We start from the raw sequence: 26,229 nt of genomic DNA on the forward strand, positions 1-26,229 counted from the left end.
GTTATCACTTGGGATAATTCGATTAATTCGACAGGAAAAATAGATGACCGAACAAGAATCCAACAATCCATTACTTAATGAATACGATTTAGCGCCTTTTAGCCAAATCAAACCCGAACATATAGAGCCCGCCATTCGACAAACTCTGCAGCAGTCCAAAGCGGCCATTGAAGCGCTGCTTGAAAGCAGTGATGAAGTGACTTGGGAGAGTTTGATGCTGCCATTAGAAGTCATGTCGAACCAGCTCGATAAGCAATGGTCACCGGTATCCCATATGAACTCTGTTACCAACTCAGAAGCGCTACGCAAAGCCTATGACGACTGTTTGCCTCTGCTATCCGAGTACAGCACTTGGTTGGGACAAAACGAGAAGTTATACCAAGCAGTCAAATCTTTGTATGAACGACGTGAGCAACTTTCTTTGGATCCGGCCCAGCAGCAAATCCTCGTGGACGAACTTCGCAGTTTCAAATTGGCGGGTGTATCTTTACCAGAGGCCGAAAAAGCTCGCTACGGCGATATTCAAAAGCGTCTATCTGAATTGTCGTCACGATATGAACAAAACTTGCTCGACTCTACCATGGCGTGGACCAAGCATATTGAGGATCTTGAGCTGTTATCAGGCCTACCCGAATCGTCATTGGCTTTGTTACAGCAAAATGCGACCAACAGTGATCACTCTGGGGCACTGATTAATTTAGAGTTTCCAAGCTACTATGCGGTGATGTGCTACGCCGATAATCGAGAATTACGAGAAGAAGTCTATCGAGCTTACACAACTCGCGCGTCTGAGCTGGCCGAACAATCGCAGTTTGATAATGCGCCAATTATGAATGAGATTATTCAACTTCGTCGCGAACTAGCCGAGCTATTGGAGTTTGCAAATTACAGTGATTTATCCATCGCCACCAAAATGGCGAATTCCGCAGAGCAAGTGTTTGAGTTCTTATATGACTTAGCCAAACGATCAAAACCACAGGCAGAGCAGGAGCTAGCCGAACTTCGCGAATTTGCTCAGAGTCACCTTGGCTTAGAAACCTTGGAACCATGGGATATGCTGTATTCCAGTGAAAAGTTAAAAGAGAAAAAGTACACGATATCCGACGAAGAATTGCGTCCTTATTTTCCGGTCGATCAAGTTTTGTCTGGTCTCTTTCAGATCACAGAAAAAATCTTTTCAGTGAACATTCACGAGTCGACGGAGTCCTTTGACACTTGGCACAAAGACGCACGTTTATTTGAAGTGAAAGATTCCAATGGACAGAGGATCGCGCGCTTTTATCTCGATTTATTTGCCCGGTCGCACAAGCGTGGTGGTGCCTGGATGGCCGATTACTGCAGCCGATTTAAATTTGCTAACGGCGACGTTCAGCAGCCAGTTGCCATGCTTACTTGCAACTTCAACCCTCCGGTAGGCGATAAACCCGCACTGTTAACTCACGATGAAGTCGTTACTTTGTTCCATGAGTTTGGTCATGGTTTGCACCACATGTTGACACAAGTCGACTATTTGAGTGCAAGTGGAATCAATGGCGTCGAGTGGGACGCGGTAGAGTTACCCAGTCAATTTATGGAGAACTTTTGCTATCAAGAAGAAGGGTTAGCATTGATCTCTGCGCACTATCAAAGTGGTGATGCATTGCCCGATGCTTTGCGTGAAAAGCTACTGGCAGCGCGAAACTTTCAGTCTGCGATAATGATGCTACGTCAACTGGAGTTCTCCTTGTTCGACTTTCGTTTGCACGCCCAAACATCCAATGATCCAATCGACATTCGCGACACTTTAAATCAAGTTCGCCAACAAGTTGCCGTCGTGATCCCGCCATTATGGAATCGCTTTGAAAATTCTTTTTCTCATATTTTTGCCGGTGGATACAGTGCTGGTTATTACAGCTACAAATGGGCTGAGGTATTGAGTGCAGATGCCTTTAGTAAATTTGAAGAAGAGGGGATTCTCAACCCAGAAACTGGCGCAGCGTTTAAACAAAAAATACTAGAGAAAGGCGGTTCAGAACCTGCAATGGCACTGTTTACGGCATTTCGAGGTCGCGAGCCTGAAGTCGATTCACTACTCCGCCACTCTGGCATTAACTAACCCCAAAATGAGGGTCTAATTTACCATGCAACACCTCTGGCTCGTCGCTGCCAGAGGTTTCTGCTATGCTGCAGTCAAAATACAACAAGCAGTCATCAGCCGTGTCAGACCTTAATTCAGCAGCGCAATTTCTCATCATTGATTGTGGAACCCAATCCGTACGAGCATTAATATTCGACAGACACGGAACATTGATCGCGAAATCACAAGTTCCACTGGAAGGATATTTTTCCGATCAGCCCGGTTGGGTCGAGCATCATGCCCATTACTTTTGGGACTCGCTGTGCCGCGCGTGTCAGAAACTTTGGTCTTTACCCGGCGTAGAACGCACGAACATTGTCGGTATGACGGTCACCACTCAGCGCGCGACCATCATTTGCGTCGATAAAAACGGAGAACCTCAGCGACCCGCGATTACTTGGATGGACCAACGCACCGCCACTAAACTACCGACAATAAAGTGGTGGTGGCGGCTCGCATTTAAAGTGGCTGGCGTTAAACAAACGGTCACTCAATTTATGGAAAATGCCGAAATCAATTGGCTGTGGCAGCACCAGCCTGACATTGTCCAACGTTCCGAGAAGATATTACTGTTATCCGGCTACCTTAACCACCAACTCACCGCACAGTTTAAAGACTCCATTGGCTCTCAAGTGGGTTACCTGCCGTTTGATTACAAACGTCACCGTTGGGCAAAGAAAAGTGACTGGAAATGGCAAGCCTGTCCTTTTCTTCCGAAACACTTACCAGAATTGGTTTCGGTCGGTGGGCAGATTGGCGAGGTCACGGCCAGTGCTGCGGAGCAAACTGGTATTCCAACCGGACTTCCGGTTATCGCAGCCGCCGCTGACAAAGCCTGTGAAACCTTGGGATGTGGAGCTTTAGCGAAGCATCAGGGCCAAATCAGTTACGGAACCACAGCAACCTTCAATATTCTGTCGCCTAAGTACATTGAACCCATTCGATATTTACCCGCTTATCCTGCTGCAGTACCCAATTTTTATACCTGTGAATATCAAATTTATCGCGGCTATTGGATGGTCAGCTGGTTTAAACAGCAGTTTGCTCACAAGGAATTTTTAGAAGCGCGCGAAACCGATACTAGCACCGAGGCGTTACTGGATAATCTAGCAATGAAAGTACCGGCCGGATCAGATGGCTTGATTTTACAGCCTTACTGGAGCCCAGGTGTACGCTATCCAGGGCCAGAGGCAAGAGGGGCGATTATTGGCTTTAACGATGGCCACACCAAAGCCCATATGTATCGCGCACTCATCGAAGGGATTGCTTACGGACTCTGTAATGGCAAAGAAAAAATGGAGAAGCGCAGTGGACGTCGAGTAACAGAACTATTCGTTTCTGGGGGTGGAGCACAGAGTGAAACTGCGTTACAAGTTACCGCAGACATTTTCGATTTACCGGTATTGCTTCCTCACACTCATGAAACGTCTGGTTTAGGTGCTGCGATCAATGTTGCGGTCGGCCTTGGTGTTTTCGATACCTACTCAGACGCTGTCGACAGCATGTGCCATGTTTCAAGAAGAGTAGAACCAAATCCGCAAAATGTGCCCTTGTATCGTAAGCTCTATCGTCAAATTTATCGTAAATTGTATCCGCGACTGGCTCCATTTTATCGCATCATAAAAAATCTTGATTAGGCTTTTGGTTGTCGTGCAATCCAGCTATCTAAACTATTAGCAAATGCCTGTCGATCTTGTTGCGATAAAGCGGGAGGGCCTGAGGTTACCACGCCAGACGCCCGCATGGTGTCCATAAAGTCACGTATATTCAGTCGACCACCGATATTTTCTTTTGTGAGTCGTTCGCCGCGCGGCGTAATAACGGCAACACCTAGAGCAATCAGTTCTGCGGCTAAAGGAATATCTTGAGTAACAACTAAGTCTCCTTGATTAGCACGACGAACAATTTCATTATCGGCTACATCAAACCCCGGCGGAACTTGAATGGCTCGCACGTACGCTGAGTTGGGCGTCGATAAGGGTTGATTCGCAACCAAGGTGGTCATTATTTTGGAACGCTGCGCCGCGCGAAATAAAATACTTTTTATAACATTTGGGCAAGCGTCTGCATCAACCCAGATACTCACACTCATTTACTTTTCATCCTTAAAATGATGTTGCTCTGACTTCAGCAAAGGCAGGAGCATAGATTCCAACCCATTTAATTTTATCTCATACATGAGTTCAAGTTGTCGCCCTAGTTTAGAGTTAGGAAACCCTTTTTGTTTGAACCACACCAAGTAAGGCTCAGGTAGCTCGAGTAACGCCCTTCCTGCATATTTACCAAACGGCATGGTTTGATTAATAGCCGAAATCAATTCTTGAGACGGTTCCAATACACTTCACCTACATATTGACTGAGTTGACCATTAAAGCCTGCGATGGTTTGATCGCGATCATGGCAAATTTTCGATTTAAAGCCGAGAGCTAGGTATAATAGCCGCTGCTTTAGTTAACTAACATTTTAATATGACACCCGAAGAATTCTCTCAATGGGGCCTTGTGTTTGCCCTGTCTGCTGCTGCCGCCGCTTTGGCTCTAGGACTCATCGTATTTTACTCGATGCTGCAAGATAAAAAAGCCGGCATACCCGTTATTATTGCTTTTGCGTTAGCCGGAATCGGAAAAGCCGCGAAATATTATCTGTTATCGTCAATTGCGGTGGTTTTGATGTTACCCATGATTGCCTACTACAGTTGGAAGAACTGGAAAAAGCCGATGATATGGATCAACTGGATTGTCTTCGTTATAGCCAGTCCAATAGCCTTCTACGCCTATCAAACACTTTATGCCGGCTAAATACAAAGCTAAGAAACTGATTACTCTGGGTAGCGCTCTTGCATTCGAGCAAGTGACGCTTCGATCAGCTCAGTTAATGCGAGAATGTCGAGTTCCTTTAAGCGTTTAATGTATAAACACGACTTGCCTAATTTTGGTTTACCTAAACGCTCAAGTAATTGTTCTCGTTCACTAAAGCCATCCATTACATAGAGTACTAAAGCGCTTTTGCGCGGTGAGAATCCAATACGCATCCAGTCGCCACTGCGGCCGCTTGCGTACTGATAGCGGTAACTGCCAAACCCAACAATCGAATCGCCCCACATTTGCGCCGGCCAACCGCACAAGTCACCCAGCAGACTCATCAGCTGCAAAGCGTCGTCTCGTCGAGCTTTTGGTTCAACCGTCGATAAAAAGTGAGCGACATCTTTTTCATTGACCTGTGTTTTCAAAGTTTGCCTCCTTGTGATCTTCTCGAATTAGCAATGGCCAGTGACCGTTTCAGTGAGTTTTATTGATGAGCGTTCATCGAATGCTTTGTATTGCCACCCTTGTTGAGTCGACCATAAGCTACTTCAAACGAAAATGACCAACCAGTTGATATTCAAATAAGACATCTTCCATTACAACACCGGCGCCAATGTTATGAACAACCAGTGGACGCCGCCCATCGTTAGAGTCTCGATCAACCAAAATTCCAATGTGAGGCAACCCATTCTTTAACCGCCAAGACACGATATCGCCGGCTTTATATTCTGCGTCTCGAGTGGCAGGAAGCGTCTCTGCAAAACGCGAAAAATAAACTTCTAAATTAGGCACTCGACGATGATCAATATTAGAGTCTGGCCTAGTTAATCCCCAATTTGCAGGATACAACGCAAAGTTTTCTCGCATATCTTCATGCACCGCTTGTTGCAGATCGAGGCCTACTTTACGCAAACTGCGAATGATGACATCGGTGCAAACACCAATATTCTCTGGAACATCACCCATCGGGTAATCAAGCTTTCGATAGCCACCATCGTAGATAACGATCTTTTTCGTGCGCTCTTTGGCGGCTTCTACGAGCTGTTGAACATCAAGTTCGGCATGTGCACTATTCACTAATAACACGGCCAATATCATTGGAAAACGACGCATTTCTCGATACCTATTGAGTTTATTTCATCGTTTGCTTAAAAACGTCTGAATGCGCAAACCATGTCTAATTATCTCACTTACAAAGCTCAGGAGATTTTCTAGGCAAAAAAAAGGCGGGATAATACCCGCCATTTATCTTTCATTAATTATTATTATTAAATCATTTAGCTATTCGAAAACCTAATCCGCTTCTCGAAATCCTAATTCGCCTCGCCAAAAACTCGTTGGTAAAAGTCGCTTTCACTGCGCGGCATAAACAACATTTTAAGCGAAACTGAGACCATAAATGTGCCCACTGTAATCGCCAACGCGACTAACCAAACTTGCGACATCCAAATAAAAACTAACTCACCAATCAATGTCGCGAAAGCCAACAGCATTAACGCTTGCAGCCAGCGTGGAGCGGTCACTACGTTGGCTTTTGCTTCCAAACGAGCTTGATTGAGATACTCAAAGCCACCGCGTAGTCCTTGATAAACAGCCATCATGATTGCTGCTAACGCTACTGCCAAAATTACTTCTAGCATGTCCCACCTCTAATTTAAACGGTCTATTTTTTTACTTATTAGCTGAACATATCAAATTATAGACTCATGACAATGGTTTTTATTTAACCAGGTTATTTACGGGTGTTTTTCTATTAAAATCAATAAGATACAAAATATCTCAAGCAGTAGCTTTCGCTGCAGTGCAATATTTAATCAACCGCCTTGATTCAGTACTTGAAACTCGATGGTTTCGGTTAGCCCCCGAGCATCCATCACCGTCAGTCGTTGTGGGCCAACCGAGCTGATGGTCAATGCCCGTTTGTAAGGTTTAGTAGAAGCTCCGATCCAATGCCCGTTATGAAACCAATGCACATCACCTTGCGCACCTAAAACGTCGAGGTTGAGTAACAAGGGTGCTTCCGTTGATGTGTAAAGTTCGGTTTTTGACTGTAAGCCAACGATTTTTAGCCGAACATCATTTCCTGAAGGAGTACAGGTCTTGGCCCATTTAGGAAGTAACGCATCACGATGCCAAGCTTTTGGTAGCCATGGTTCTGCCGCCAACGGCCAAACGGCGATTGCATGACGCTTGGCCGTAACACCACAAGTCGGGTTTACTCGATGTCCCTCTTGGTCAACGTCAACCTGGGTCAAGTAGCTGCCCCATTGCGTTAAAAAAGGATCCTTAATACTGGGCGGAGCCACATTATCGATTAACCATGCCGTCTTAGTTTGATAGCACCAGTGTGACTGTTGTTGTGACTGCAAGGTACCGAGTGGCCAACAGACTTTATTTCGCTCAATACTCGAAGGACGCTCGGGGACTTCCAGCAAATGATCAGGCATAAGCTCCAAAATAATTTTGAGTAAAGGAACCGCAGTATTCCGGCCAAAGTTACCCGCCAGAGGAGTACCATCTGGTCGACCGACCCAAACCCCAATGGTTATGTTCTTACTGCTAGCCAACACCCAAGCATCTCGATAGCCATACGAGGTGCCCGTTTTGAAGGCAATATTTTGATCAACCCGGGTAGCCAATTGCGTGTCGGCTTCACTCAGTGAAACCTCGCGTAAAACATTCGCGGTAACCCAAGCGGCTCCGTCACTGATCAAAGGTCGTTCTACGGCAATCGGTGCATCTTGTGTAAAACGTATAGGGCGGGTTTTGCCATTTCTTCCGAAAACTGCAAATCCGGTCACGAGATCTTCCATGGAGCTACTCACACCACCCAAAATCATTGCAAGATTTGGCGTAGCACCTTCTGGCAAAGATAAAGTGACACCAACTTGAGCCAAGCGCGCGTAAAATACATCGGGCGTTAATTGCTGGAGAAGCTGAACAGCAGGAATATTTAACGAGCGCTGTAATGCTTGTCGGGCCGAAACCAGTCCACTGTATCCCTTTACGAAATTGTCGGGTCGATAGCCGTTAAAGTCTGCCGGAACATCTAGCAACATCGACTGTTCATGAATAATGCCTTGATCAAGAGAGAGTCCAAACAGTAATGGTTTTAATGTTGAGCCCGGCGACCGGTAGGCATTAATCATATCGATATGCCCGAAGCGACTTTGATTAGCAAAGTCTGCACTCCCTAGATAGGCTAATGCTGACATATCACGATTATCGACGACTAAAGCCGCAGCCGAAGTGCCTTGTGGAAATGCTGCAATATAATCATTCAACAGTTGTTCTAGTGACAACTGTAACTCCGCATCTAGCGTTGTTTTGATCACTTGCTGGTGCGGTTGCTCTTGGTGCAATCGTCTTGCCAATAAAGGAGCGGTCATCGGCGTGCCATGATAGTAAGCAACGACTGACTCTAATCGCGCATCGGCGACTTCTGAAGGCGACCACGTTTGATTGTCGGCCAAGCGACTCAACACTTTATTTCTAGCATCTTGAGCACGAGACGGATAACGATCGGGGCGCAGCCGTGAAGGCGACTGAGGTAAAACCGCCAAAAGAGCGGCTTCTGCTCGCGTAAGATCACGTGACGACTTGCCCAAATAGGCGTAACTCGCCGCTTCAACCCCTTCAAGCGTGCCGCCAAAAGGTGCATGATTTAAGTACAGATTTAAAATTTCGTCCTTCGAAAAATGCCACTCCAGTTGCAACGCTCGGAACATCTGCTTGGCTTTTCCAGCCAGTGTTTTTTCATGTGGGTCGAGTAACCGAGCAACTTGCATGGTCAAAGTCGACCCGCCTGAAACCGGACGACCGTAATACATCCACTGCCAAACAGCTCGACCTAGTGCGAGAGGATTCACCCCAGGGTGTTGATAAAACCAACGATCTTCGTAACCCAATAAGGCTTCCAAATAATACGGGGAAACTAAAGTTTTAGACGTTGGGTAACGCCAAACACCTTGCTCATCAGCAAACACCCGAAGAGGGACCCCGTTACGATCAGTAATGACTTGAGCAAACCCTTGGTTGGCCTTAAAGGTTGGCAAAGGAAATAAAAAGTCAGCTAATAAAAAAGTCAGCCAAGCGCTAAACACCAGCAAAAGGAGACGCCTTAGCTGACGAACTCCCCAGGCTGATAATTTCTGCCAAGCCAATGTATTTTTTTGCATAGGTTACTTCGGCAGTATCGTGATGGTACCTTCAGACTTGCCAATCGCACGAATATAAGGTCGATACATATCTTCTACTTGCGTCGGCGGAATCAAGTAGGTTCCAGGAGTCACTGCACGCGCTAAATAGAAAACCGTGGCATCTCGACGACGATATATCGGTAAAGCGGCCACGAATCGATCGTCTCGATACTCTTGATGATTCAAACGAGTTGCGCTCATCCACTCAGAGACTTTGCGCTTACCAACCACCATTTCATCCATTTTTACAGCAGACTCCAGGTTTTGATTCTCCAACTCTAATCCTGCGGGTAGTAAATCAACTAGCATTCCTTCGGGAAGCTGATTTTCATCGGTGGTTTGCACATCGATGCGAACCAGCAGTAAGTCGCCAGTGGTCACTTGAGCAAGATCAATGGGCGCTCCTGTCTCTGAATAAAACGTGCGGCGCACTCGTATACCGTCACTGATCGGTGCTGGAGCAACGGTTGGATAGCCTTGTACTTGTGCGGTCAAATACAATGGTTTACTAAAGTTACTTTTAAACTCTGTTTGTTGAGGTATTTGATTGGCGACAAAGTGTTTTAACCAACGGCCTGTCGTCTCTACCGACTGCGGTTTTGCGTCAAAAGACACTTGCATTTGCCACGTCTGCTTATTTGAAGCGTTAAAGTTCTGCGCAAGTTTAAATAAGGTCACCCGCTCTTGTGTTGAAAGCCAGCGTCGATCTCTTAACTCATCACGTAACTTAAACAATAAAGCCCAAGGATCTTTTACCACCTTACTTTGTAAGGCCAATACCGTTGTTAACGCCTGATCGCGAATAACTGATCCATAATCACCGGCATATTGAACTGACGGTTTTTGCGCAGACAGCGCTGACGTCCATGCTTGATCGGCCCGCTTAACATCACCTGACATTTCTAATGCAGAAGCTAAATAGGCCAATGGCAAACGAGTTTTAGCCAGTTTGGCGTAACGATCGTATAGGTTTCTGGCATCGCTCAGTCGTAACTGTTGTTTACGCGCTAAAACAAAAGCAGCATAGGCTCGATAAGAAATATGATAATGATCGGGGTCGCTCGAATAGTGGCGGTTTTCAGACCACATTTTACCTGAAGTCGTCACGTACCTTTGTAATCGCTTCATGGCAGACTCTAGGGCTTTGGCATCAACCGCAAACCCGTAATCTTTGGCCGTTAATAGAAAGTCGGTGGCGTAAGCGGTTAACCAATGACTTTCAGGGCTTTGATTGCTCCATAGTCCAAATGATCCATCACTACGTTGCATACTTAGAATACGACTGATCGCTTGGCCAACCAATTTACTGCGTTGTTTCGCGATTTCTTTATTATCGGTCGCGTCATATTGCAGTAGCTCAGCTTCGGTCGCTAACAATAGCGGCCATACTCGACTGGTTGTTTGTTCAAGACACCCATAAGGGTAACTCATCAATCGAGAAAAATGCTCAGCCGCGTTAAACGGCGGTTGATCAGAGGCATTAACAATAAGGTGTTGACCAGGAACCTGTAAACCCGCGAATAATTTCGCTGACAGTCCTTGCGTTTGATTTGGCTTGAGAACGGCATCCCACTGTCGCAATTCAGCCGCGTATGGAGAACGCAAACCAAGTATCCATTCACGCTGCAAATTCACTGCATCCGATTTGTTTTGATTATCTTCAACAATGTTGACGGTCACTTTGCCAGCACCGGATGACTGCATACCTTTGATCGGTAATTTGAGAACTTGTTTTTGTTTTGGTGACAAAGTAATCGAGCGCTGTAACCTTTCATCGCCAATAGCCGCATCTGCAGAAAATGTTAAGGTGAGTACTTGTTGCTCTTCGGTCATATTCTGCAAATCAAGCGTCGCCTCTGATTGATCACTAAAGCCTAAGAAACGCGGCATGCTAATTTCTGCCACCAGTGGCGCTGCTACCGTGACACGACCGTCTTGATGACCAAACTCTTGGTCACTGAATGCAACTGCCATCAGCTTCAACTCTCCATTAAAATAGGGAAGAGGCAGCTCAATGATGGCTTCGCCATTCGCATCTAATTCAACTTTATCGCTCACTAAGCTTACGACTTGAACATCGCTCACTGGTGCATCGCCACCACGACTGAGCTCAACATCACTGTCGCCGCCAAATCGTTGGCGTGCTGATTTATCACTTAATTGCTCAATTAAGCTACCCCAAGTGTCACGAATTTCAGATTGATAACGACGCTTGGTAAAAAACCATTGATGTGGTTTAGGCGTGACGTGTCTATGTAAACTAAGCACGCCCACATCCACTGCAGCCAAGGTCACATTGACCGAACCGGTGGTTTGTCCGCTGACTTTGATTTTGGTTGCCAATGTAGACTCTGGCAGAACTTTTTCTGGTGCTTCTAGCGCCACGGTCAACTGCCGAGATGTTCGGTCGAGAGGTAAGTGAAGGAGTCCGAATGCCCGTTTAGGTAACCGCTTTGTTTTCGCTTCACCTTGTCGAATGACCGTCACCGTGGTGTAAATATCATGTCGGCGCCAATTCGCTGCTACCGGAATGTCGACTGTTCCTTTGCCATCAACTAACGGTTGAACGCCATGCCATAACAAGTTGTCCGCCTCTACCGTTATAATCGCTTCGCCGTTGTAAGGAGCGGTAACCTGCAACTTGGCAACATCGCCCGCTGAAAAGGCATCTTTGTTCCACGCTAGCTGAACCATATCTGGCCGTCCGGTTTCCCCTTCGGCATTTCTATCCCAACGCCAGCCAGCAAAGAAGCGATAACTGTTCAGCAGTTCATTCTGCTGATTTCGAACCTCTAACCGATAATTTCCATATTGCACCGGAACGGTTAACGTCAGTTTTTGGTCTTTAGCTGTGCTGAGCGACTTACTGTACACGGGTACATTACGCATACTCTGCTGGTAGCTCCAACCATCATTCCATTGCCAATAATAATCAGCGTTCTCTCGCACCAACGTGACCATCATTTGATCGGATGCTAACAGCTCATCATTCTGATCAATATTAATTAACTCCAAGGTCACATTCGATTCAGGAGGGGCTATCGAACCATCCCACGTTGGCCTTACGCCAACCATTTGTGAACGCGGCCATACCCACTGATCGAGACTTCGAGAGACTGGACGCCCACCCGATTCATACAAACTTACTCGAGTGGTTAATCGCAATGGTTGTGAGGTCTTTGACCAAAGGTTGGGAATAGTGAGTTGCGCGGCACCCTGGTCATTAAGTTTGATAGGATTCAGATCTTTTTCGAGATCGAAATCCCTGAAATCTTCGACGCCAAAAATAAAATCCTGATATTTTTCTGAAAGAGTACGCGCTTGGCGAAGAATAACCGTTGCTTCAGCCCGGTTATTCGCTGCCGGAGCTCCGTACAAGTAATCTCCTTGCAATGAAATGGTGGCATCTTCACGATTAGTCAGCACTGACTTATCGGCAGTTAATTGCAGCTTCATTCGTTCAGGAAGAAAGTCTTCTACTTGAAAAGAATAATCAAATTTGTCGTCGTTTCCTAACTTAACCTCAAAGCGCCAGTCTCCCGTTAACGTATTTTTAGGCACACTAAACTCATGCTCGTAAAATGCTTGAGCATCGCCCTGCCAAACAAACGACTGAAAGGTTCTTCCATCAGGCCGTTTGATCGTTACCTGAAGCGGTTGCGGCTCAATTAATCGCGCATCATTGTCACGCAATAAACCTCTCACACGAACGGTTTCGCCAGGTCGATACAATTCTCTTGGACCATACAAGAAGAGTTCTAGAGACTGCTGTGGACGGCTAGCTAACTTATATTCAGTGAGATCCATCGCCGGTTTTTGCAATTTTAAAATTGATAAGTGACCATCTCGCTGAGCTAAGGCGACGTATGCTCGCTGATCAACCGAGTCTGCCGCCACCGAAACACCATTGATTTCTGCGAATCCTTGCGCATCCGTTTGTTTTTCTGCGAGAACCTGTCCTTTGCGATTTAAAATCCGAACAGTGACATTACTTTGAGGCTTTGCCGAAACCGTATGATTGACAAAGGCCAACTGCTGCTGTCCGATACTGCGAATTTGAAAACCAAGATCACTGACTGAGAACCAAGTCACTTGATAGCGGTAAGGGTAATCTCCAGCCCCTTTCATAACCGCAATGTAAATACCCGGTTGCTGTAACGCTTGAACATTCTTGAGAGGGATCAGTGAACTGCGCCGACGGTTGGGGGTATAGTTTAGATCGTAGCGCGCACTGAACACTAACTGAGAGTAGCTTTTAAGGCGCTGCAATTCATAGTAATCATCACCCAAATAGCTAGCTAAAAAATCGCTCAACTGTGTGTCGTTTACCCGGTGAAAATCAATATCAACGGCTGGAACATTGATTGCCTCGACGCTTAATCCGTCTGACAAAGCAACCGACAATTGCGAACCTGTGCTAGTAAAACGAACCTGCTCTTGACTGCGCGCTGTGCGAACGGTTTGTTGCTTATCACGATCGAGTAACCGACCGTTAATGGCCGGAAGACCTTTATTGACTTTGATTTGATAACGAACTTCTGGCTCTATAAATGGAAAGTACGCAATGTTCATACTTTCACTTAAGATCCACTCTCCCGAAACCGGCTCCGACTTCTCTTTGGTCAACTCGATATAACGAGCAAGGCTCAATTGCGGGTCGATTGGAACTGAGAAAGTAATTGCGAGGGCGGGGCCACCATCATAAATCTGCTCTGAAATATTCAGTACACTGAAAGGTGTCGCAGAAAACTCTTCACTCAACTGTTTACGCTGATCTTCGGCCAGTGTTGGTGATTGATACTGTGGTGAGGTCGCTTTGCTAACCGGCGCTTCATTCACCTGTTGCGGTGCAGAGGAATCACACCCAATGATGATAACGCTTAGAATAGCCGCCCCAATTAACTTACCTAGCCAAATTCGCATTGCAACTTCCCTCAAGTTCTTTTAATTATTACTGCAAGTATCTTAGCAATCTTTTAACGTTAGATTATGGCAAAAGATGTCAAAAAAAGGGCAAATACCCCAATACCTTAACAATGGACGATCTCTTACAAAAAGTCGATATTGCGGCTTACAGCCATCGCAAACTCATATTGATATACTTCCACCCCTTAGTAAACATGAACTAGGGAATGGACATGCTAGCGCGCAACACCCCCAGAGACCGAGTGTTTCATCAACCCCGAGGCTGGTTTTTTGCCACTCGCGAGGGCATTGATATGGGCCCTTTTCCAGACAAAGCGAGTGCTGAACTTGAAATGGTTTGCTACATAAGAGACATGAAATTCATGGATCGCGCACGAGCCAATAAATAAATTTAAGTTTTTTAAACGTTTTTAGGAACTTTTAAGAAAACCACTCGTCTGAGTATTAGTGATTGTAAAGTTTTAACCAATTCCGGTTGTTTTGAGTTGTTTTTGAAGTATTTTTTTGAAGTATTTTTTTGAGATAGTAAACCCACTCTTTGGTTGAATAAGTGAGAGACTTGCCCCGCACTGCGGGGCTTTTTTTTGCCTAACTACTTGCGAATTTAAAGGCCAAAAAGAGCGAAGGACGTTTAGGAAGCCGCTTGAGCTAAGACTTCTGGTTCCATAAGTTGAAGCAAATAGCTTCTAAAACACTCTGCCATATCGTCAAGTACTTGCTCGTTCTTGCAGCATTTGGCAACACCAATGATGCCCTGCAAAGAAGCGAGTAAAAAGCGAGCTACTTTCTGCGGATCGACATCGGCTCTGACAACCCCGCTTTGCTGACCTCGCACTAGTGCATCTGCGATGGCCTCTGACCAACGAAAGTAAACCGTATCTAAGCGCTCCCGAAAGCCTTCATCAATCGGCGACATTTCTTGGCTTAAATTATTGATTGGGCAGCCTTTTTCAATTTCTGAGACGGTTTTACCGGCGCGCTCACTCTCACAGATTTCGATAAGCGTTAGCACCGGATTCTCAGAAGTCTTAAGCGGCCCGACCCATCGCTCCATAACATCTTGACCAAGAATTTCATCAACGATGGCATACCCAATCGCCATTTTATTGGTAAAGTGATGATATAGAGCACCTTTGGTGAGCCCGGTTCTCTGCAAAATATGCTCTACGCGCATGCCTTGGAATCCACGAAGATGAATTTCTTCGAGTGCGGCATCGAGTATTTTGCGCCGTGTTTGGTCAGGGTTGCGGCTCACCATAATGTCTTACCTCTAAACTATCGAATGCGTTTCAGCGCATTTTTATTAAAGTCTCTTTCATCCACACCGGTTTTAAACTCGTAGTCGCTCCACTCCAGAATAGTGCTGGTGCCTTTTAAGTGATTTTCCATGGTCATCTTATAAGCACGCCAAAACTTGTCTAAAAATTGCTTATAGTTGGTGTTAGTCAACGTCTTTAATAGCGCATTTTTTCGATCATAATACTTTGTTTTCAAAATGCGATACTCTTTTTGATCAATATAATTCACCAAACGAGTGTATCCAGAGTGCTTATAGGTCGGCGTACTCTCGACGACAAATACGTTTTGACCATCAACCATTTCATCGCCAATATATTTATATTGATACTTGTCGAGTTCAAAAGAGGACAAATCTTCGAAAGAAAATTCGCTGCCCATAAACGGACCTGACTTATTGCTCGAAGAAATGCGCTTGACTCGTTTTAACGCCGGTAAGTATAGCCATTGTTCATCTGGAACCTGTGCGTGAGAAAACGACAAGAATGCCGTTCCCTGAACGTCTTTCGGCTCATCAAAAATGGTCAGGCTCTTATCGCCGTCATCAGCGACCTCTAACGATTGCACACGAATTTTCCGCACAGAAGTGTTGCCAGACTTACTAATGAGAGTCATCAGCATATTCGCTTTGGAGTTATCCCAACCAGTATTGCGTCGCTCCGCTTCTTTAGCGATTTCTAATCCTTTTTCTTCCGCACTTTGAGACCATGCACTAAGCGGCAGTATTATCAGCCAAGCGAGAATTATGTGTTTCTTTAGCATGTTGTTTTTCCTCTAACTTAATTAATAGGGGAGGGAGTAATAGAAAGTCGACAATCAAGGCTATAGCAATAGTCATAGCCGTCATCATGCCCATTTCACTATTCATAGTAAACGTCGACAAGGTCATTATGTAAAAGCCTGCGACCAATACAATGGTGGTGACGGTTAACGCCATTCCAACCGTTTGAAAAGCATAGCGGACAGCGTCTTCTGGGCTGAGCCCTTTCTCTCGCCGCGCTCGTAAGTACTTACTTAAAAAGTGCACCGTATCGTCGACTACGATACCGAGAGTCATTCCAAATACCACCGATAATCCCATACCGACATTAGCGACCAACAGCCCCCAAAGACCGAACGCAATGGTCGCCGGTAGTAAGTTTGGAATTAAACTCAGAACGCCAAGTTTAACTGAGCGCAATGCGACCATTAAAATCCCAGAGATCAAAATTAGAGCAATAGCCGTTCCACCAAGGCTGCTTTTGATATTTCGCTCTCCGATATGAGCAAACATCAAGTTTGAGCTTGCGGCATCAATGTTATATTGCGGCGCATTGGTGGCAAACCACTCTCGAACACGAACCTCTAAATCTAACAGTTCATTCGAAGAGAGGTTATATAAGGTGAGTCCTACTCTAGCTGCCGATTTATCTAAATTAATTTGATTGGTGAGATCTAACCCTTGCGGCAGCGACATTTCATACAACAATAGATATTGGGCGGCTAAATCTTTTTGTTCTGGAAGTCGATTCCAGCTTGGATCATCACCATGCATATTTTTATTCAGTCGCTTCATAATATGCGTGATCGACTCAACGTGACGCACTTCAGGCCAGGTCTTTGCCGTATCAACAAACCGCTCTAGAGTTTTCAAGTAAGCTGGATCAGATACCCCATTACTCTCGCCGGTTTTTACCGCAACAAAGATATTGTAGATACCGGTCAAATGCTCACTGGTAAAGTCTGTGTCGGCTCGAAAAGGCACTTCTTCACTGAAATACTTAACAAATTCATCGTTCAGTTGATTATTCGGAATAAATGCCATGGCTCCAACGGATAATAACGCTACGCTGGGTAACAGGATACGACGCTTGTTAATCACCCAATCGCCCAAATTATCCATCCAATGATACGCCTTGGGCTCTTTTGCTGAGACCTTCACCGGAAGAATCATCATAATGGCGGGTAAGAATGTTACTGAAAAGACAAAAGCCAAGGTCACGCCAATCGCAATAATATTTCCAAAGTCATGCAAAGGTGGTACATCAGAAGCATTCATGCTTAAAAAGCCGATAACCGTCGTAAGACTGGTGAGAAACACCGGTTGCATGTTGATTCTTAATGACTCAACCATGGCTTGCTCTTTGCTGTCTCCACGCCGTAATTGCTGTAAAAACGTCACCAAAATATGCACTGCATCAGCAACCCCCATTGTAAGAATTACAATCGGTGTACTCATCGCCGGACCGGTTAGGTAACCCCCTAGCCAAAAGAAAATACCCCAAGCGGCTACGATTGAAAACGCATTCAATAGCAGCGACGCGAAAACGCCACTAACCGTGCGCACCATAAACCACATAAAAATTGGAACGACAACAAACCCCATCAAGGGCAGCAATGACATTAGATCATTTTGAGTGGCTTCTGGGAATGAAACATTCATCATCACCATGCCTGTTATTCTGACTTCAAGATTGGGGTCTTTTTCACGTAACTGCTGCGCCAAGTCACGAGCAAAACCTGCCACCTTCATGACCGCCGTTTTTTCTTTCATTGTTTGTGGATCATCCGGCATTTGCACCGTTACGTTAACCGCGGTTGTTTGACGATCTTGAGAAATTAATCGATTGAGGAGTAAGGGCTCACTGGTCGCTATGTCACCAATTTTTTGCAGTTCTTCTGCGGTCAGATCATCTGGCGATAAAACGAGGTTCTCGACAATTAAATCATCATCTTCGGCATAGGTGTATTGAAAGTTGGTGATCGAATCGACTCGAGTCGATAACGGCGTTTGCCAGGCTTCTTCTGTGAGCCACTCTATCGAGGCTAAAGTTTGATTGGTAAAAACGCTGCCTTGCTTGGGCCGAATGACAAACATAACATTATCGGCCTTAGAGTAAGTATCTTGCATCTCGTCAAAAGCGACTAACTCTGGATTCTCTTCTGAAAAGAAAATTCGATAGTCACTTTTGAAGTCAAAGTTTTTAAATCCTAACCCAGCTAAGACCAGAGTCGCTAAGGTTAAAGCGACCACTAACCAGCGCATACGGATAATCCATTGCGCGTAACGAATAACGAGTGAATTTGACATTGAGCAGGCTTCCTTACTCAGCGAGTGTCATTAAGTATTAAAGATAGCAACGTAATATTGCGAAGGAGTGAAATTATAAATACAGACCAGTTGGTCTGTCAAACAGACAAAATGAGAGAGTAGATAATAAAAATGGAACTAAATCACAAAAACAATACTATTATCTCAATAATGTATTTTTATTACTGTCTTTTTACGCTTTACTATCTAAAGACATTTGCATCGAAGAGTTGATAAATGAAGTCACTTATTGCTGTATTCACCTTTCTTGCACTGCCCGGTTGTAGCTCCTGGGTCGCGAACCCCGTTCACGTTACCGATTGGTATAAAGTCGGCGTACAAGAAGGGAAAGCCGGCTATACCCTTAGTTGGCGACAAAACTACCATAAGGTCCGTGGCAAAACCCCAGAGTCGTTCAATCTCGATCAGTATAAATTAGGTTTCAAAGAAGGCCGAGAAACATACTGTTCAGTCTCTCTCTGCAACCATCCACACAACAGTATAGTCGAAAACGATTAAGACTCGGCGTTCGACCAGTTGCGAAAGTCTAAAAAAACGATAGACTCCTCTTTTTGTGGTGAAATGAGACACGACTTCTTTGCTCAAAATTGCGACGCAAAATAAAGAGTTAAGCCAAGCAATCGCTGACGTAGGTTACTTTTCTGAATGTCCCGAACGTTCAGACGTACTCTGGTGGCTTGACTATTCGTCCGACAATAAACTTTCGCTAAGCGGAAAGCTCACTGACTCAACTTTTGACATTTTCTTCGACTTTAACGATCCCAGTTTAATGTATCGACTAAAAAATGGCGGTGGTCGAAAGGAGCCCTTAGCAAAAGCCATTGGTTTAAAAGGGAATAGCTGCCCGAGTGTGATTGATGCTACAACAGGAATGGGACGAGAATCCTTTTTGTTAGCGCATCTCGGCTGTCATGTGACCTCACTAGAACGAAATCCAGTGATCTTTTCCTTATTAAATAATGCGTTATCGCGCTATCAAAAACAGTCGACTCTTAATTGGTCGTTGCTTAACCACGATAGCATTCAATATTTATCGGGTTTACAAAATGAATCGCGTCCCGATGTCGTGTACTTAGACCCGATGTTCCCAGAGCGTAGTAAGTCAGCGGCGGTGAAAAAAGAAATGCGCGTTTTTAAACAGTTAGCGGGTGAAGACTTAGACGCTGACATGCTCCTTACTGCCGCGTTAAATGCCGCTACTCAGAGAGTTGTAGTCAAGCGGCCAAAGTCAGCTCCTTTTTTAAATCAACAATCCCCTAGCCACCAAATTGTATCGAAAAAGCATCGTTTTGATGTGTATCTCTCGCATTAATTAGTCGCCCAAAAATCCACCAGTTTGATGAGCCCATAATTGCGCATATACGCCACCTGTTTTCAACAGTTCAGCATGGCTGCCTTGCTCTACAATTTGTCCTTGGTCTAAGACAACTAAACGGTCCATTGCAGCAATGGTCGATAATCGATGTGCAATGGCAATCACCGTCTTTCCTTCCATCAAACATTCTAAACTGCTTTGAATGGCCGCTTCGACTTCTGAGTCTAAAGCAGAGGTGGCTTCGTCGAGAACTAAGATTGGCGCATCTTTTAACAACACCCGCGCAATTGCAATGCGCTGTCTTTGACCACCCGAAAGCTTGACACCTCTCTCTCCAACTTGTGCATCTAGCCCGCGATTCCCATGTGGATCTTCAAGGTCTTTAATAAATTCATCAGCTTCGGCTAAGTGTATTGCTTGCCACAGTTCTTCTTCACTCGCCTCTGGTTTGCCGTATAAGATGTTTTCTCTTACCGAGCGATGCAATAAAGAAGTGTCTTGAGTCACCATACCAATTTGAGAACGCAATGATTCTTGATTGACCTGACTGATCATTTGACCATCTATACAAATGTTGCCTTTTTCAACGTCATAAAAACGCAATAGCAAATTAACAAGCGTCGATTTTCCCGCACCACTCTTACCAACCAAACCTATTTTTTCGCCAGGTTTGATCGATAAATTGAAATCTTCCAGCACTCCAGACGCTTTACCGTAATGAAAATGAACCTTGTTAAAATTAATCTGGCCTTGCGTCACTTGTAATGGCTTAGCGTCAGTTTTATCAACCACTTCACGGGGTTGCGATAAAGTACCAATACCATCGGCGACCGCACCGATATTTTCAAATAGACTGGATATCTCCCACATGATCCACTGTGACATTCCGTTTAGTCGTAAAGCTAAACTAATTGCAATCGCTGTTTCGCCAGGCGTGACTTGTTGCTGGGTCCACAAATATATCGCGACCAAAGCAGTGACAAAGACCAAAGAATAATTTAATGCCTGGACGCAAAAACTTAACAGCGTCACCAACCTCATTTGTCGGTAAACGGTTTTTAAAAAACCATCCATACTCTCCCGCGCATAGTTAGCTTCACTATCGGTATGGGCGAATAATTTAACGGTTGCAATATTACTGTAGCTATCAACGATTCTACCGGTCATCGTTGAGCGTGCATCGGCTTGCTGCGCTGAGATACGTTTTAATCGGGGAATAAAATAATATTGAATCAAAGAATAGCCTATTAACCATACGATCATAACTAGCATTAACCAGTAATGCGCCATGGCTAATAAAAACAAAGCACTGATGAAGTAGATAACGATGTACAGTAAAACATCTAATAACTTCATGACTGTCTCTCGTACAGCCAAAGATGTTTGCATCACTTTCGTCGCAACACGACCAGCAAAATCATTTTGATAAAATCCAACACTTTGTTTCAGCAAATAGCGATGAGCTTTCCATCGAATGCTCATTGGGTAATTACCCAATAGCGACTGATGCGTTAAATTTGAGTGTAACCAAATAAGTGTTGGTAAAATAATGACCATCAATCCACCAAGCATAAGCAGCGTGGGCCACTCTTGTTCAAAAAACTCTTCGGGCTGATAATGAGTTAGCCAATCAACGGTGTTCCCCATAAAACCAAACAGCGAAACTTCGATCATTGCTAACAGTGCAGTCACTAATGACATTGCGATTAAGGGTTTTTCCATGCCCTTGGTGTAATGTCTGCAAAACTGATAAATGCCCTGCGGCGGTTGCGCAGGCTCCTGTTCAGGAAAGGGTTTTGTAAGTCGTTCAAAAAATCGAAACACGGGTTTGTTCCATTTAGCTTAAATGTTGTTTAACAATGACTCGTCTATTGAGGTGACGCGATAGAGATAGAACTCCAAACCACCAACCTGCTTGGACTTAATTTGCTCCCAATTATCTGGCGGGTTGATCGGATCGGAGTGACGCTCTCGCTCGACATAGATTAAGCTATCGGGCTGAACAAAGTTCGGATGGTTAAGTCCCTTTAGAATATTGTCTAGGTAGTCTTGGTAAAAAGGCGGATCAACGAAAATAATGTCATACGGTTGTTCATTTTTCTTTAACACTACTTCAGCACTGGTATTAAACACACGATAATTAGTGAAGGATAAGTCCGCTAAATTTTGGTGGATAAAGTCAGCTGCTTTTTTGTTCTTTTCAACAAACATGACTTCTTTAGCACCTCGAGAGAGGGCTTCAATGCCAATCGCGGCGCTGCCGGCAAAAAGATCTAAGCAACGTGCTCCTTCGATTTCATACATTAACCAATTGAACAAGGTCTCCCTGACACGGTCGAGGGTAGGGCGCAGTCCTGCTACCTCCATAAATTTCAATCGTCGCCCTTTCCATCGACCACCGATAATTCGTACTTGTCCGATCTTACTGCCTTTGCTCGGACGACGTTTATTTTGATGAATCATGGGCACAACTCACTATGGCTTTAAGGGGTTTGGTGTTAGGATACGCGATTGAATCTATCTCAGCTATTATACGGCCTGAGATGCCTTAGGGAAACTCAGCACTGAAGAACTATGTCTGAAAATAATCAACAAAAGTCTAAAAAATCCGGCGGTCTGTTTGGCTGGTTTAAAAAAGAATCTCCATCAGAGCAGACGCCATCTGAATCTGAGCTGATCAGTGAACAACCAGAGCCTCAAGCAAAGCCAAGCAACGAAAGTGGTGGCTTTTTCCAACGTCTCAAGCAAGGTTTAAGTAAAACGCGAGCGGGATTTTCAGAGGGTTTGGCGTCTCTGGTGCTTGGACAAAAGCACATAGATGATGATTTACTCGAAGAAATTGAAACCCAACTACTGATGGCCGATGTCGGGATCGACGCTACCAGTGAGATCATTAAAAAGCTCACGGAACAAACTCAGCGCAAAGAATTAAAAGATGCCGAAGCGCTTATGGTTCGCCTGAAAGAGTTGTTAACAGAGATGATTCAACCTGTCGCACAACCACTAACCATCGATACCACTGAGCACCAGCCTTTCGTTATACTGATGGTCGGTGTGAATGGCGTTGGCAAAACCACGACTATCGGCAAGTTAGCACAGCAACTAAAGCGCCAGGGACTGTCTGTTATGCTAGCAGCCGGAGATACTTTCCGAGCTGCAGCCACAGAGCAATTACAAGTATGGGGACAACGAAATCAAATTCCGGTCGTTGCGCAGCAAGAAGGCGCCGATTCCGCATCCGTTATTTTTGATGCATTAGCATCCGCACGCTCAAAAGGTGTTGATGTACTCATTGCCGATACCGCGGGACGGTTGCATACCAAAAGTAATTTGATGGATGAGTTGGCCAAGGTTAAGCGAGTGATGGCTAAGCTTGACGATACTGCCCCACATGAAGTTATGTTAGTGGTTGATGCTGGTACCGGCCAAAATGCTCTCAATCAAGCAGAACAGTTCTCAAAAGCGATAGGTCTTACCGGAATTACTCTGACTAAGCTCGACGGAACCGCCAAAGGTGGGGTAATCTTTGCACTCGCGAAAAAAACACCGACACCCATTCGATTCATTGGCGTTGGCGAGGGCATCGACGACCTTCGACCATTTGCCGCCGACGAATTTATCGAAGCACTATTTGCCGGAAAAGAACAATAAACATTTGCGCCTATGATTCAATTTAATGAAGTATCCAAGCGTTACCCCAATGGTCACGAAGCTCTCAGAAACGTAACCTTTACTCTGGGAAACGGCGAAATGTCCTTTCTCACAGGGCATTCAGGAGCCGGAAAAAGTACTTTGTTAAAACTCATTTGTGTTATGGAAAAGCCGACTTCCGGTCAGGTGATTATTGATAATCGCAACGTCGGTAGAATTAGCCGACGAAAGATCCCTTTCGTAAGACGCAATATCGGTATGATTTTTCAAGACCACCGGCTGCTGTTTGATCGAACAATTTTTGACAATGTCGCACTCCCCTTGGTCATCGCTGGATACCCGCATAAAGAAATAGGGCGACGAGTAAGAGCGGCACTGGATAAAGTCGGACTTTTGTCGAAAGAAAAGTTATACCCCATTATGCTGTCTGGTGGTGAGCAACAACGCGTTGGTATCGCCCGCGCCGTAGTCAACAAGCCGCCACTGCTGCTTGCCGATGAACCAACAGGTAATCTCGACCCAGAGTTATCCGCAGAAATCATGTCATTGTTTGAGCAATTCAATCAGGTCGGGGTAAGTGTTTTGATAGCCTCTCACGATCTTGGCCTGATCGCTCGGTTACCACACCGGGTGATGACGCTTAAAGAAGGTCAGCTGATTCAAGATGGGCTTCAGTCGACAACGGAGGTGCGCTAATGACGCCTTCTAAAGATACACTGACAAAAGGTGCACAACTTTCGACCGGAAGTACCATCGGCTCTCGGCTGGCAATGGGCTTCAGGCAACATGGGCTCGAGTGTCGCAAAGGCTTGTCGGAACTGTTTAGAACACCCTTATCAAGCTTAATGACCATCGCGGTTCTTGCTATTGCACTCGCATTACCTGCAGGTTTCCATGTATTTCTAAAAAATGCTCAAGCGGTGTCGAGTGGTTGGGATAATGCCACTCAAATTTCGTTGTTTTTAAAACCTCAGCTCACTTCACAACAGACGACGCGTCTGACCAGTGACCTAGAAGCTTCCTCTAAAATTTCAGCCGTCGCTTTCATCTCAAAAGAACAAGGACTGCAAGAGTTTCAGTCGCTATCTGGCTTTGGCGATGCGTTAACGATGCTTGAAGACAATCCTTTGCCTGATACCCTGGTTGTCACACCGACAGCGGCGTTTAGCAGTCCAGAAGCTTCGGCTGAGTTGGTTGCCGAACTTCAAGCGATACCAGAAGTCGAACTGGCCCAGCTGGATCTTCAATGGGTAAGAAAGTTGTACAGTATGATGGATATCGCAGAAAGGGCCGTCAGTGCGCTCGGTGTATTGCTTGGCCTGGCAGTGCTACTCATTGTCGGCAACACCATTCGATTGGCGATTCAAAATAAGCGCGAAGAAATTCAAATCATCAAGTTAGTCGGGGCAACCGATGCGTTTATTCGTAGACCCTTTCTCTACGCAGGTCTCTGGTACGGTATTTTAGCCGGTTTAATCAGCTGGATACTGGTTAACTCCAGTGTGTTTTGGTTGAAAGAACCGGTACGAAATTTAGCTGGATTGTATGAAAGTCAGTTTCGCTTGAGCGGCTTAGGCTTTGTTGAAGCATTGCAGTTAATCGCCTTTGCAACTGGTCTCGGGCTACTGGGCAGCTGGTTATCGGTAGGTCGTCATATTCGAGAGATAGAACCAACCTAAGCAATCTCCCTCGCTAATTGTCCGCTTTAATGAGATGGAATCTGTAAAAAGGTGTGTCAAAGCCTTGAAAACAGGCCGTTGAACGCCCACTATTGGAGCACTCATTGATGGAAACTTTTTTTAAAGTTAGCACTCTAAGATTCAGACTGCTAAAAATTAGCATTCCCTACTCAGTAGTGCTAATATTTGCGTCAAACCCTTATGTATAAAGACTTATAGTGCGGTTTAGGAGAACTATGAACACACAGCTGTCAAATCAACATTTAGCACTTTCAGTGCCCCAAGGTAGCATTGAGGCATATATACATGCTGTTAATGCTATTCCGGTATTGAGTGTCGAAGATGAGAGAGAGCTGGCACGTCGTTTTCGTGATAGCGAAGACCTCGAGGCGGCACGACAACTAATTCTCTCGCATTTACGTTTTGTTGTGCACATAGCTCGAAGCTATAACGGCTATGGTTTGCAACAGTCAGATCTCATTCAAGAAGGCAACGTCGGTCTGATGAAGGCGGTTAAACGCTTTGACCCAGATGTCGGTGTACGCTTAATTTCTTTTGCCGTCCATTGGATCAAAGCTGAGATTCATGAATTCGTACTTCGTAACTGGCGTATCGTAAAGGTAGCCACCACTAAAGCGCAGCGTAAGTTATTCTTTAATCTACGTGGCTCTAAAAAGCGACTAGGCTGGTTCAATAACGATGAAATTAAGGCCGTTGCTGATGACCTTGGTGTTAGTGAGGCCGAAGTTCGACGTATGGAAGGTCGCTTGAATGCTCGTGATATGGCTTTCGACGCACCTGTCGGTGATGACGACGATAGCGCACAATTCGCGCCGTCTCAGTTTCTTGAAGACAGTTCAGCCGATCCAGCAGCGAGCTACGAGCAAGACAATTGGCAATCTCACCATGAGCAAAAGCTAGTACTAGCCATGCAAGAGTTAGACGAGCGCAGCCAGAACATCTTAAAGCGCCGGTGGTTAGATGAAGAAAAAGCGACGTTACAAGAGTTGGCTGACCAATACCAAGTGTCAGCAGAGCGAGTACGACAACTCGAAAAAAATGCCATTAAAAAGCTGAAAACCTCTATCGTTGCATAAGCTAGGCTTACCAAGCTTACTTAACATTTAAAAAAGCGCCTACGGGCGCTTTTTT

Annotated in this window: 22 protein-coding genes; 10 read left to right on the forward strand and 12 right to left on the reverse strand. The window is 45.2% G+C overall.

The window, feature by feature from the left end; all coding sequences use genetic code 11:
- Window positions 1-43 precede the first annotated feature (43 nt).
- Together Q9312_RS12125 and Q9312_RS12130 are read left to right on the forward strand one after the other, a co-directional pair.
- Window positions 44-2,095 carry a M3 family metallopeptidase gene (locus Q9312_RS12125; RefSeq protein WP_309201117.1) on the forward strand — a complete coding sequence of 684 codons (2,052 nt, stop codon included), beginning with the start codon at window positions 44-46 and terminating at the stop codon, window positions 2,093-2,095.
- Between the two features lie 65 nt (window positions 2,096-2,160).
- On the forward strand, window positions 2,161-3,753 hold the full coding sequence (locus Q9312_RS12130; protein WP_309201118.1) for an FGGY-family carbohydrate kinase: 1,593 nt from the start codon (window positions 2,161-2,163) through the stop codon (window positions 3,751-3,753).
- On the opposite strand, the gene Q9312_RS12135 is transcribed toward Q9312_RS12130, so the two are convergent.
- On the reverse strand, window positions 3,750-4,202 hold the full coding sequence (locus Q9312_RS12135; protein WP_309204504.1) for a YaiI/YqxD family protein: 453 nt from the start codon (window positions 4,200-4,202) through the stop codon (window positions 3,750-3,752). The genes Q9312_RS12130 and Q9312_RS12135 overlap by 4 nt on opposite strands.
- Window positions 4,203-4,208: 6 nt before the next feature.
- Window positions 4,209-4,451, reverse strand: coding sequence for a DUF3820 family protein (locus tag Q9312_RS12140; RefSeq protein ID WP_309201119.1), 243 nt, complete (start codon window positions 4,449-4,451; stop codon window positions 4,209-4,211).
- Window positions 4,452-4,584: 133 nt separating this feature from the next.
- On the opposite strand from Q9312_RS12140, the gene Q9312_RS12145 reads away from it, so the two are divergent.
- Entirely contained in the window at window positions 4,585-4,914 is a 330-nt protein-coding gene (locus Q9312_RS12145) for a hypothetical protein (protein WP_309201120.1), read from the forward strand.
- Window positions 4,915-4,934: 20 nt separating this feature from the next.
- Here the strand turns inward: Q9312_RS12145 and Q9312_RS12150 are convergent, their stop codons facing one another.
- The 5 genes from Q9312_RS12150 to Q9312_RS12170 form a co-directional block, all read right to left on the reverse strand.
- On the reverse strand, window positions 4,935-5,345 hold the full coding sequence (locus tag Q9312_RS12150) for a DUF1801 domain-containing protein (protein WP_309201121.1): 411 nt from the start codon (window positions 5,343-5,345) through the stop codon (window positions 4,935-4,937).
- Between the two features lie 118 nt (window positions 5,346-5,463).
- Complete coding sequence (locus Q9312_RS12155) at window positions 5,464-6,033, reverse strand: DUF1287 domain-containing protein (RefSeq protein WP_309201122.1); 570 nt, start codon at window positions 6,031-6,033, stop codon at window positions 5,464-5,466.
- A gap of 200 nt (window positions 6,034-6,233) precedes the next feature.
- A complete protein-coding gene (locus tag Q9312_RS12160) occupies window positions 6,234-6,560 on the reverse strand; it encodes a hypothetical protein (protein ID WP_309201123.1) in 327 nt (108 codons plus the stop codon).
- Window positions 6,561-6,734: 174 nt separating this feature from the next.
- Window positions 6,735-9,098 carry a penicillin-binding protein 1C gene (gene pbpC, locus Q9312_RS12165; RefSeq protein ID WP_309201124.1) on the reverse strand — a complete coding sequence of 788 codons (2,364 nt, stop codon included), beginning with the start codon at window positions 9,096-9,098 and terminating at the stop codon, window positions 6,735-6,737.
- A 3-nt stretch (window positions 9,099-9,101) separates the two neighbouring features.
- Window positions 9,102-14,042 (reverse strand): alpha-2-macroglobulin family protein, encoded by a 4,941-nt coding sequence (locus tag Q9312_RS12170; protein ID WP_309201125.1) that lies wholly within the window; start codon window positions 14,040-14,042, stop codon window positions 9,102-9,104.
- 215 nt (window positions 14,043-14,257) lie between these two features.
- Between Q9312_RS12170 and Q9312_RS12175 the strand changes: the two genes are divergently transcribed.
- Window positions 14,258-14,434, forward strand: coding sequence for a DUF6316 family protein (locus Q9312_RS12175; protein ID WP_309201126.1), 177 nt, complete (start codon window positions 14,258-14,260; stop codon window positions 14,432-14,434).
- Between the two features lie 242 nt (window positions 14,435-14,676).
- On the opposite strand, the gene Q9312_RS12180 is transcribed toward Q9312_RS12175, so the two are convergent.
- The 3 genes from Q9312_RS12180 to Q9312_RS12190 are packed head-to-tail and all read right to left on the reverse strand — an operon-like array spanning window position 14,677 to window position 18,411.
- Window positions 14,677-15,303: a TetR/AcrR family transcriptional regulator gene (locus tag Q9312_RS12180; protein WP_309201127.1), complete on the reverse strand. Its 627-nt coding sequence runs from the start codon at window positions 15,301-15,303 to the stop codon at window positions 14,677-14,679.
- A gap of 17 nt (window positions 15,304-15,320) precedes the next feature.
- Window positions 15,321-16,103, reverse strand: coding sequence for an outer membrane lipoprotein-sorting protein (locus Q9312_RS12185; RefSeq protein ID WP_309201128.1), 783 nt, complete (start codon window positions 16,101-16,103; stop codon window positions 15,321-15,323).
- Window positions 16,054-18,411: an efflux RND transporter permease subunit gene (locus Q9312_RS12190; protein ID WP_309201129.1), complete on the reverse strand. Its 2,358-nt coding sequence runs from the start codon at window positions 18,409-18,411 to the stop codon at window positions 16,054-16,056. The genes Q9312_RS12185 and Q9312_RS12190 overlap by 50 nt, the downstream gene beginning before the upstream one ends.
- A 237-nt stretch (window positions 18,412-18,648) precedes the next feature.
- Between Q9312_RS12190 and Q9312_RS12195 the strand changes: the two genes are divergently transcribed.
- Together Q9312_RS12195 and Q9312_RS12200 are read left to right on the forward strand one after the other, a co-directional pair.
- The gene (locus tag Q9312_RS12195; RefSeq protein ID WP_309201130.1) at window positions 18,649-18,930 is read left to right on the forward strand and encodes a DUF2799 domain-containing protein; all 282 of its coding nucleotides are present in this window, start codon (window positions 18,649-18,651) and stop codon (window positions 18,928-18,930) included.
- Between the two features lie 79 nt (window positions 18,931-19,009).
- Complete coding sequence (locus Q9312_RS12200) at window positions 19,010-19,744, forward strand: class I SAM-dependent methyltransferase (RefSeq protein WP_309201131.1); 735 nt, start codon at window positions 19,010-19,012, stop codon at window positions 19,742-19,744.
- On the opposite strand, the gene Q9312_RS12205 is transcribed toward Q9312_RS12200, so the two are convergent.
- Together Q9312_RS12205 and rsmD are read right to left on the reverse strand one after the other, a co-directional pair.
- A complete protein-coding gene (locus Q9312_RS12205; RefSeq protein WP_309201132.1) occupies window positions 19,745-21,571 on the reverse strand; it encodes an ABC transporter ATP-binding protein in 1,827 nt (608 codons plus the stop codon). It lies immediately after the preceding gene.
- Between the two features lie 18 nt (window positions 21,572-21,589).
- Window positions 21,590-22,210, reverse strand: coding sequence for a 16S rRNA (guanine(966)-N(2))-methyltransferase RsmD (gene rsmD, locus Q9312_RS12210; RefSeq protein WP_309201133.1), 621 nt, complete (start codon window positions 22,208-22,210; stop codon window positions 21,590-21,592).
- 111 nt (window positions 22,211-22,321) lie between these two features.
- Between rsmD and ftsY the strand changes: the two genes are divergently transcribed.
- The 4 genes from ftsY to rpoH all read left to right on the forward strand — a co-directional run bounded on the left by ftsY (window position 22,322) and on the right by rpoH (window position 26,174).
- Window positions 22,322-23,398: a signal recognition particle-docking protein FtsY gene (gene ftsY / locus Q9312_RS12215; protein WP_309201134.1), complete on the forward strand. Its 1,077-nt coding sequence runs from the start codon at window positions 22,322-22,324 to the stop codon at window positions 23,396-23,398.
- 12 nt (window positions 23,399-23,410) lie between these two features.
- Window positions 23,411-24,094, forward strand: a complete 684-nt coding sequence (gene ftsE, locus Q9312_RS12220; protein ID WP_309201135.1) for a cell division ATP-binding protein FtsE — start codon at window positions 23,411-23,413, stop codon at window positions 24,092-24,094.
- On the forward strand, window positions 24,094-25,077 hold the full coding sequence (gene ftsX, locus Q9312_RS12225; RefSeq protein WP_309201136.1) for a permease-like cell division protein FtsX: 984 nt from the start codon (window positions 24,094-24,096) through the stop codon (window positions 25,075-25,077). The genes ftsE and ftsX overlap by 1 nt, the downstream gene beginning before the upstream one ends.
- A gap of 236 nt (window positions 25,078-25,313) precedes the next feature.
- A complete protein-coding gene (gene rpoH, locus Q9312_RS12230) occupies window positions 25,314-26,174 on the forward strand; it encodes an RNA polymerase sigma factor RpoH (RefSeq protein WP_309201137.1) in 861 nt (286 codons plus the stop codon).
- Window positions 26,175-26,229 lie beyond the last annotated feature (55 nt).

This window comes from Pleionea litopenaei, from assembly GCF_031198435.1.
In the GTDB taxonomy this organism is placed as follows: domain Bacteria; phylum Pseudomonadota; class Gammaproteobacteria; order Enterobacterales; family Kangiellaceae; genus Pleionea; species Pleionea litopenaei.

What these genes read in the sequence shown, in the direction of transcription:
- Q9312_RS12125 (WP_309201117.1), top strand. Translation starts at nt 44, where the DNA reads ATGACCGAACAAGAATCCAACAATCCATTACTTAATGAATACGATTTA.
- Q9312_RS12130 (WP_309201118.1), top strand. Translation starts at nt 2,161, where the DNA reads ATGCTGCAGTCAAAATACAACAAGCAGTCATCAGCCGTGTCAGACCTT.
- Q9312_RS12145 (WP_309201120.1), top strand. Translation starts at nt 4,585, where the DNA reads ATGACACCCGAAGAATTCTCTCAATGGGGCCTTGTGTTTGCCCTGTCT.
- Q9312_RS12155 (WP_309201122.1), bottom strand. Translation starts at nt 6,033, where the DNA reads ATGCGTCGTTTTCCAATGATATTGGCCGTGTTATTAGTGAATAGTGCA.
- Q9312_RS12160 (WP_309201123.1), bottom strand. Translation starts at nt 6,560, where the DNA reads ATGCTAGAAGTAATTTTGGCAGTAGCGTTAGCAGCAATCATGATGGCT.
- pbpC (WP_309201124.1), bottom strand. Translation starts at nt 9,098, where the DNA reads ATGCAAAAAAATACATTGGCTTGGCAGAAATTATCAGCCTGGGGAGTT.
- Q9312_RS12170 (WP_309201125.1), bottom strand. Translation starts at nt 14,042, where the DNA reads ATGCGAATTTGGCTAGGTAAGTTAATTGGGGCGGCTATTCTAAGCGTT.
- Q9312_RS12175 (WP_309201126.1), top strand. Translation starts at nt 14,258, where the DNA reads ATGCTAGCGCGCAACACCCCCAGAGACCGAGTGTTTCATCAACCCCGA.
- Q9312_RS12180 (WP_309201127.1), bottom strand. Translation starts at nt 15,303, where the DNA reads ATGGTGAGCCGCAACCCTGACCAAACACGGCGCAAAATACTCGATGCC.
- Q9312_RS12185 (WP_309201128.1), bottom strand. Translation starts at nt 16,103, where the DNA reads ATGCTAAAGAAACACATAATTCTCGCTTGGCTGATAATACTGCCGCTT.
- Q9312_RS12190 (WP_309201129.1), bottom strand. Translation starts at nt 18,411, where the DNA reads ATGTCAAATTCACTCGTTATTCGTTACGCGCAATGGATTATCCGTATG.
- Q9312_RS12195 (WP_309201130.1), top strand. Translation starts at nt 18,649, where the DNA reads ATGAAGTCACTTATTGCTGTATTCACCTTTCTTGCACTGCCCGGTTGT.
- rsmD (WP_309201133.1), bottom strand. Translation starts at nt 22,210, where the DNA reads ATGATTCATCAAAATAAACGTCGTCCGAGCAAAGGCAGTAAGATCGGA.
- ftsY (WP_309201134.1), top strand. Translation starts at nt 22,322, where the DNA reads ATGTCTGAAAATAATCAACAAAAGTCTAAAAAATCCGGCGGTCTGTTT.
- ftsE (WP_309201135.1), top strand. Translation starts at nt 23,411, where the DNA reads ATGATTCAATTTAATGAAGTATCCAAGCGTTACCCCAATGGTCACGAA.
- ftsX (WP_309201136.1), top strand. Translation starts at nt 24,094, where the DNA reads ATGACGCCTTCTAAAGATACACTGACAAAAGGTGCACAACTTTCGACC.
- rpoH (WP_309201137.1), top strand. Translation starts at nt 25,314, where the DNA reads ATGAACACACAGCTGTCAAATCAACATTTAGCACTTTCAGTGCCCCAA.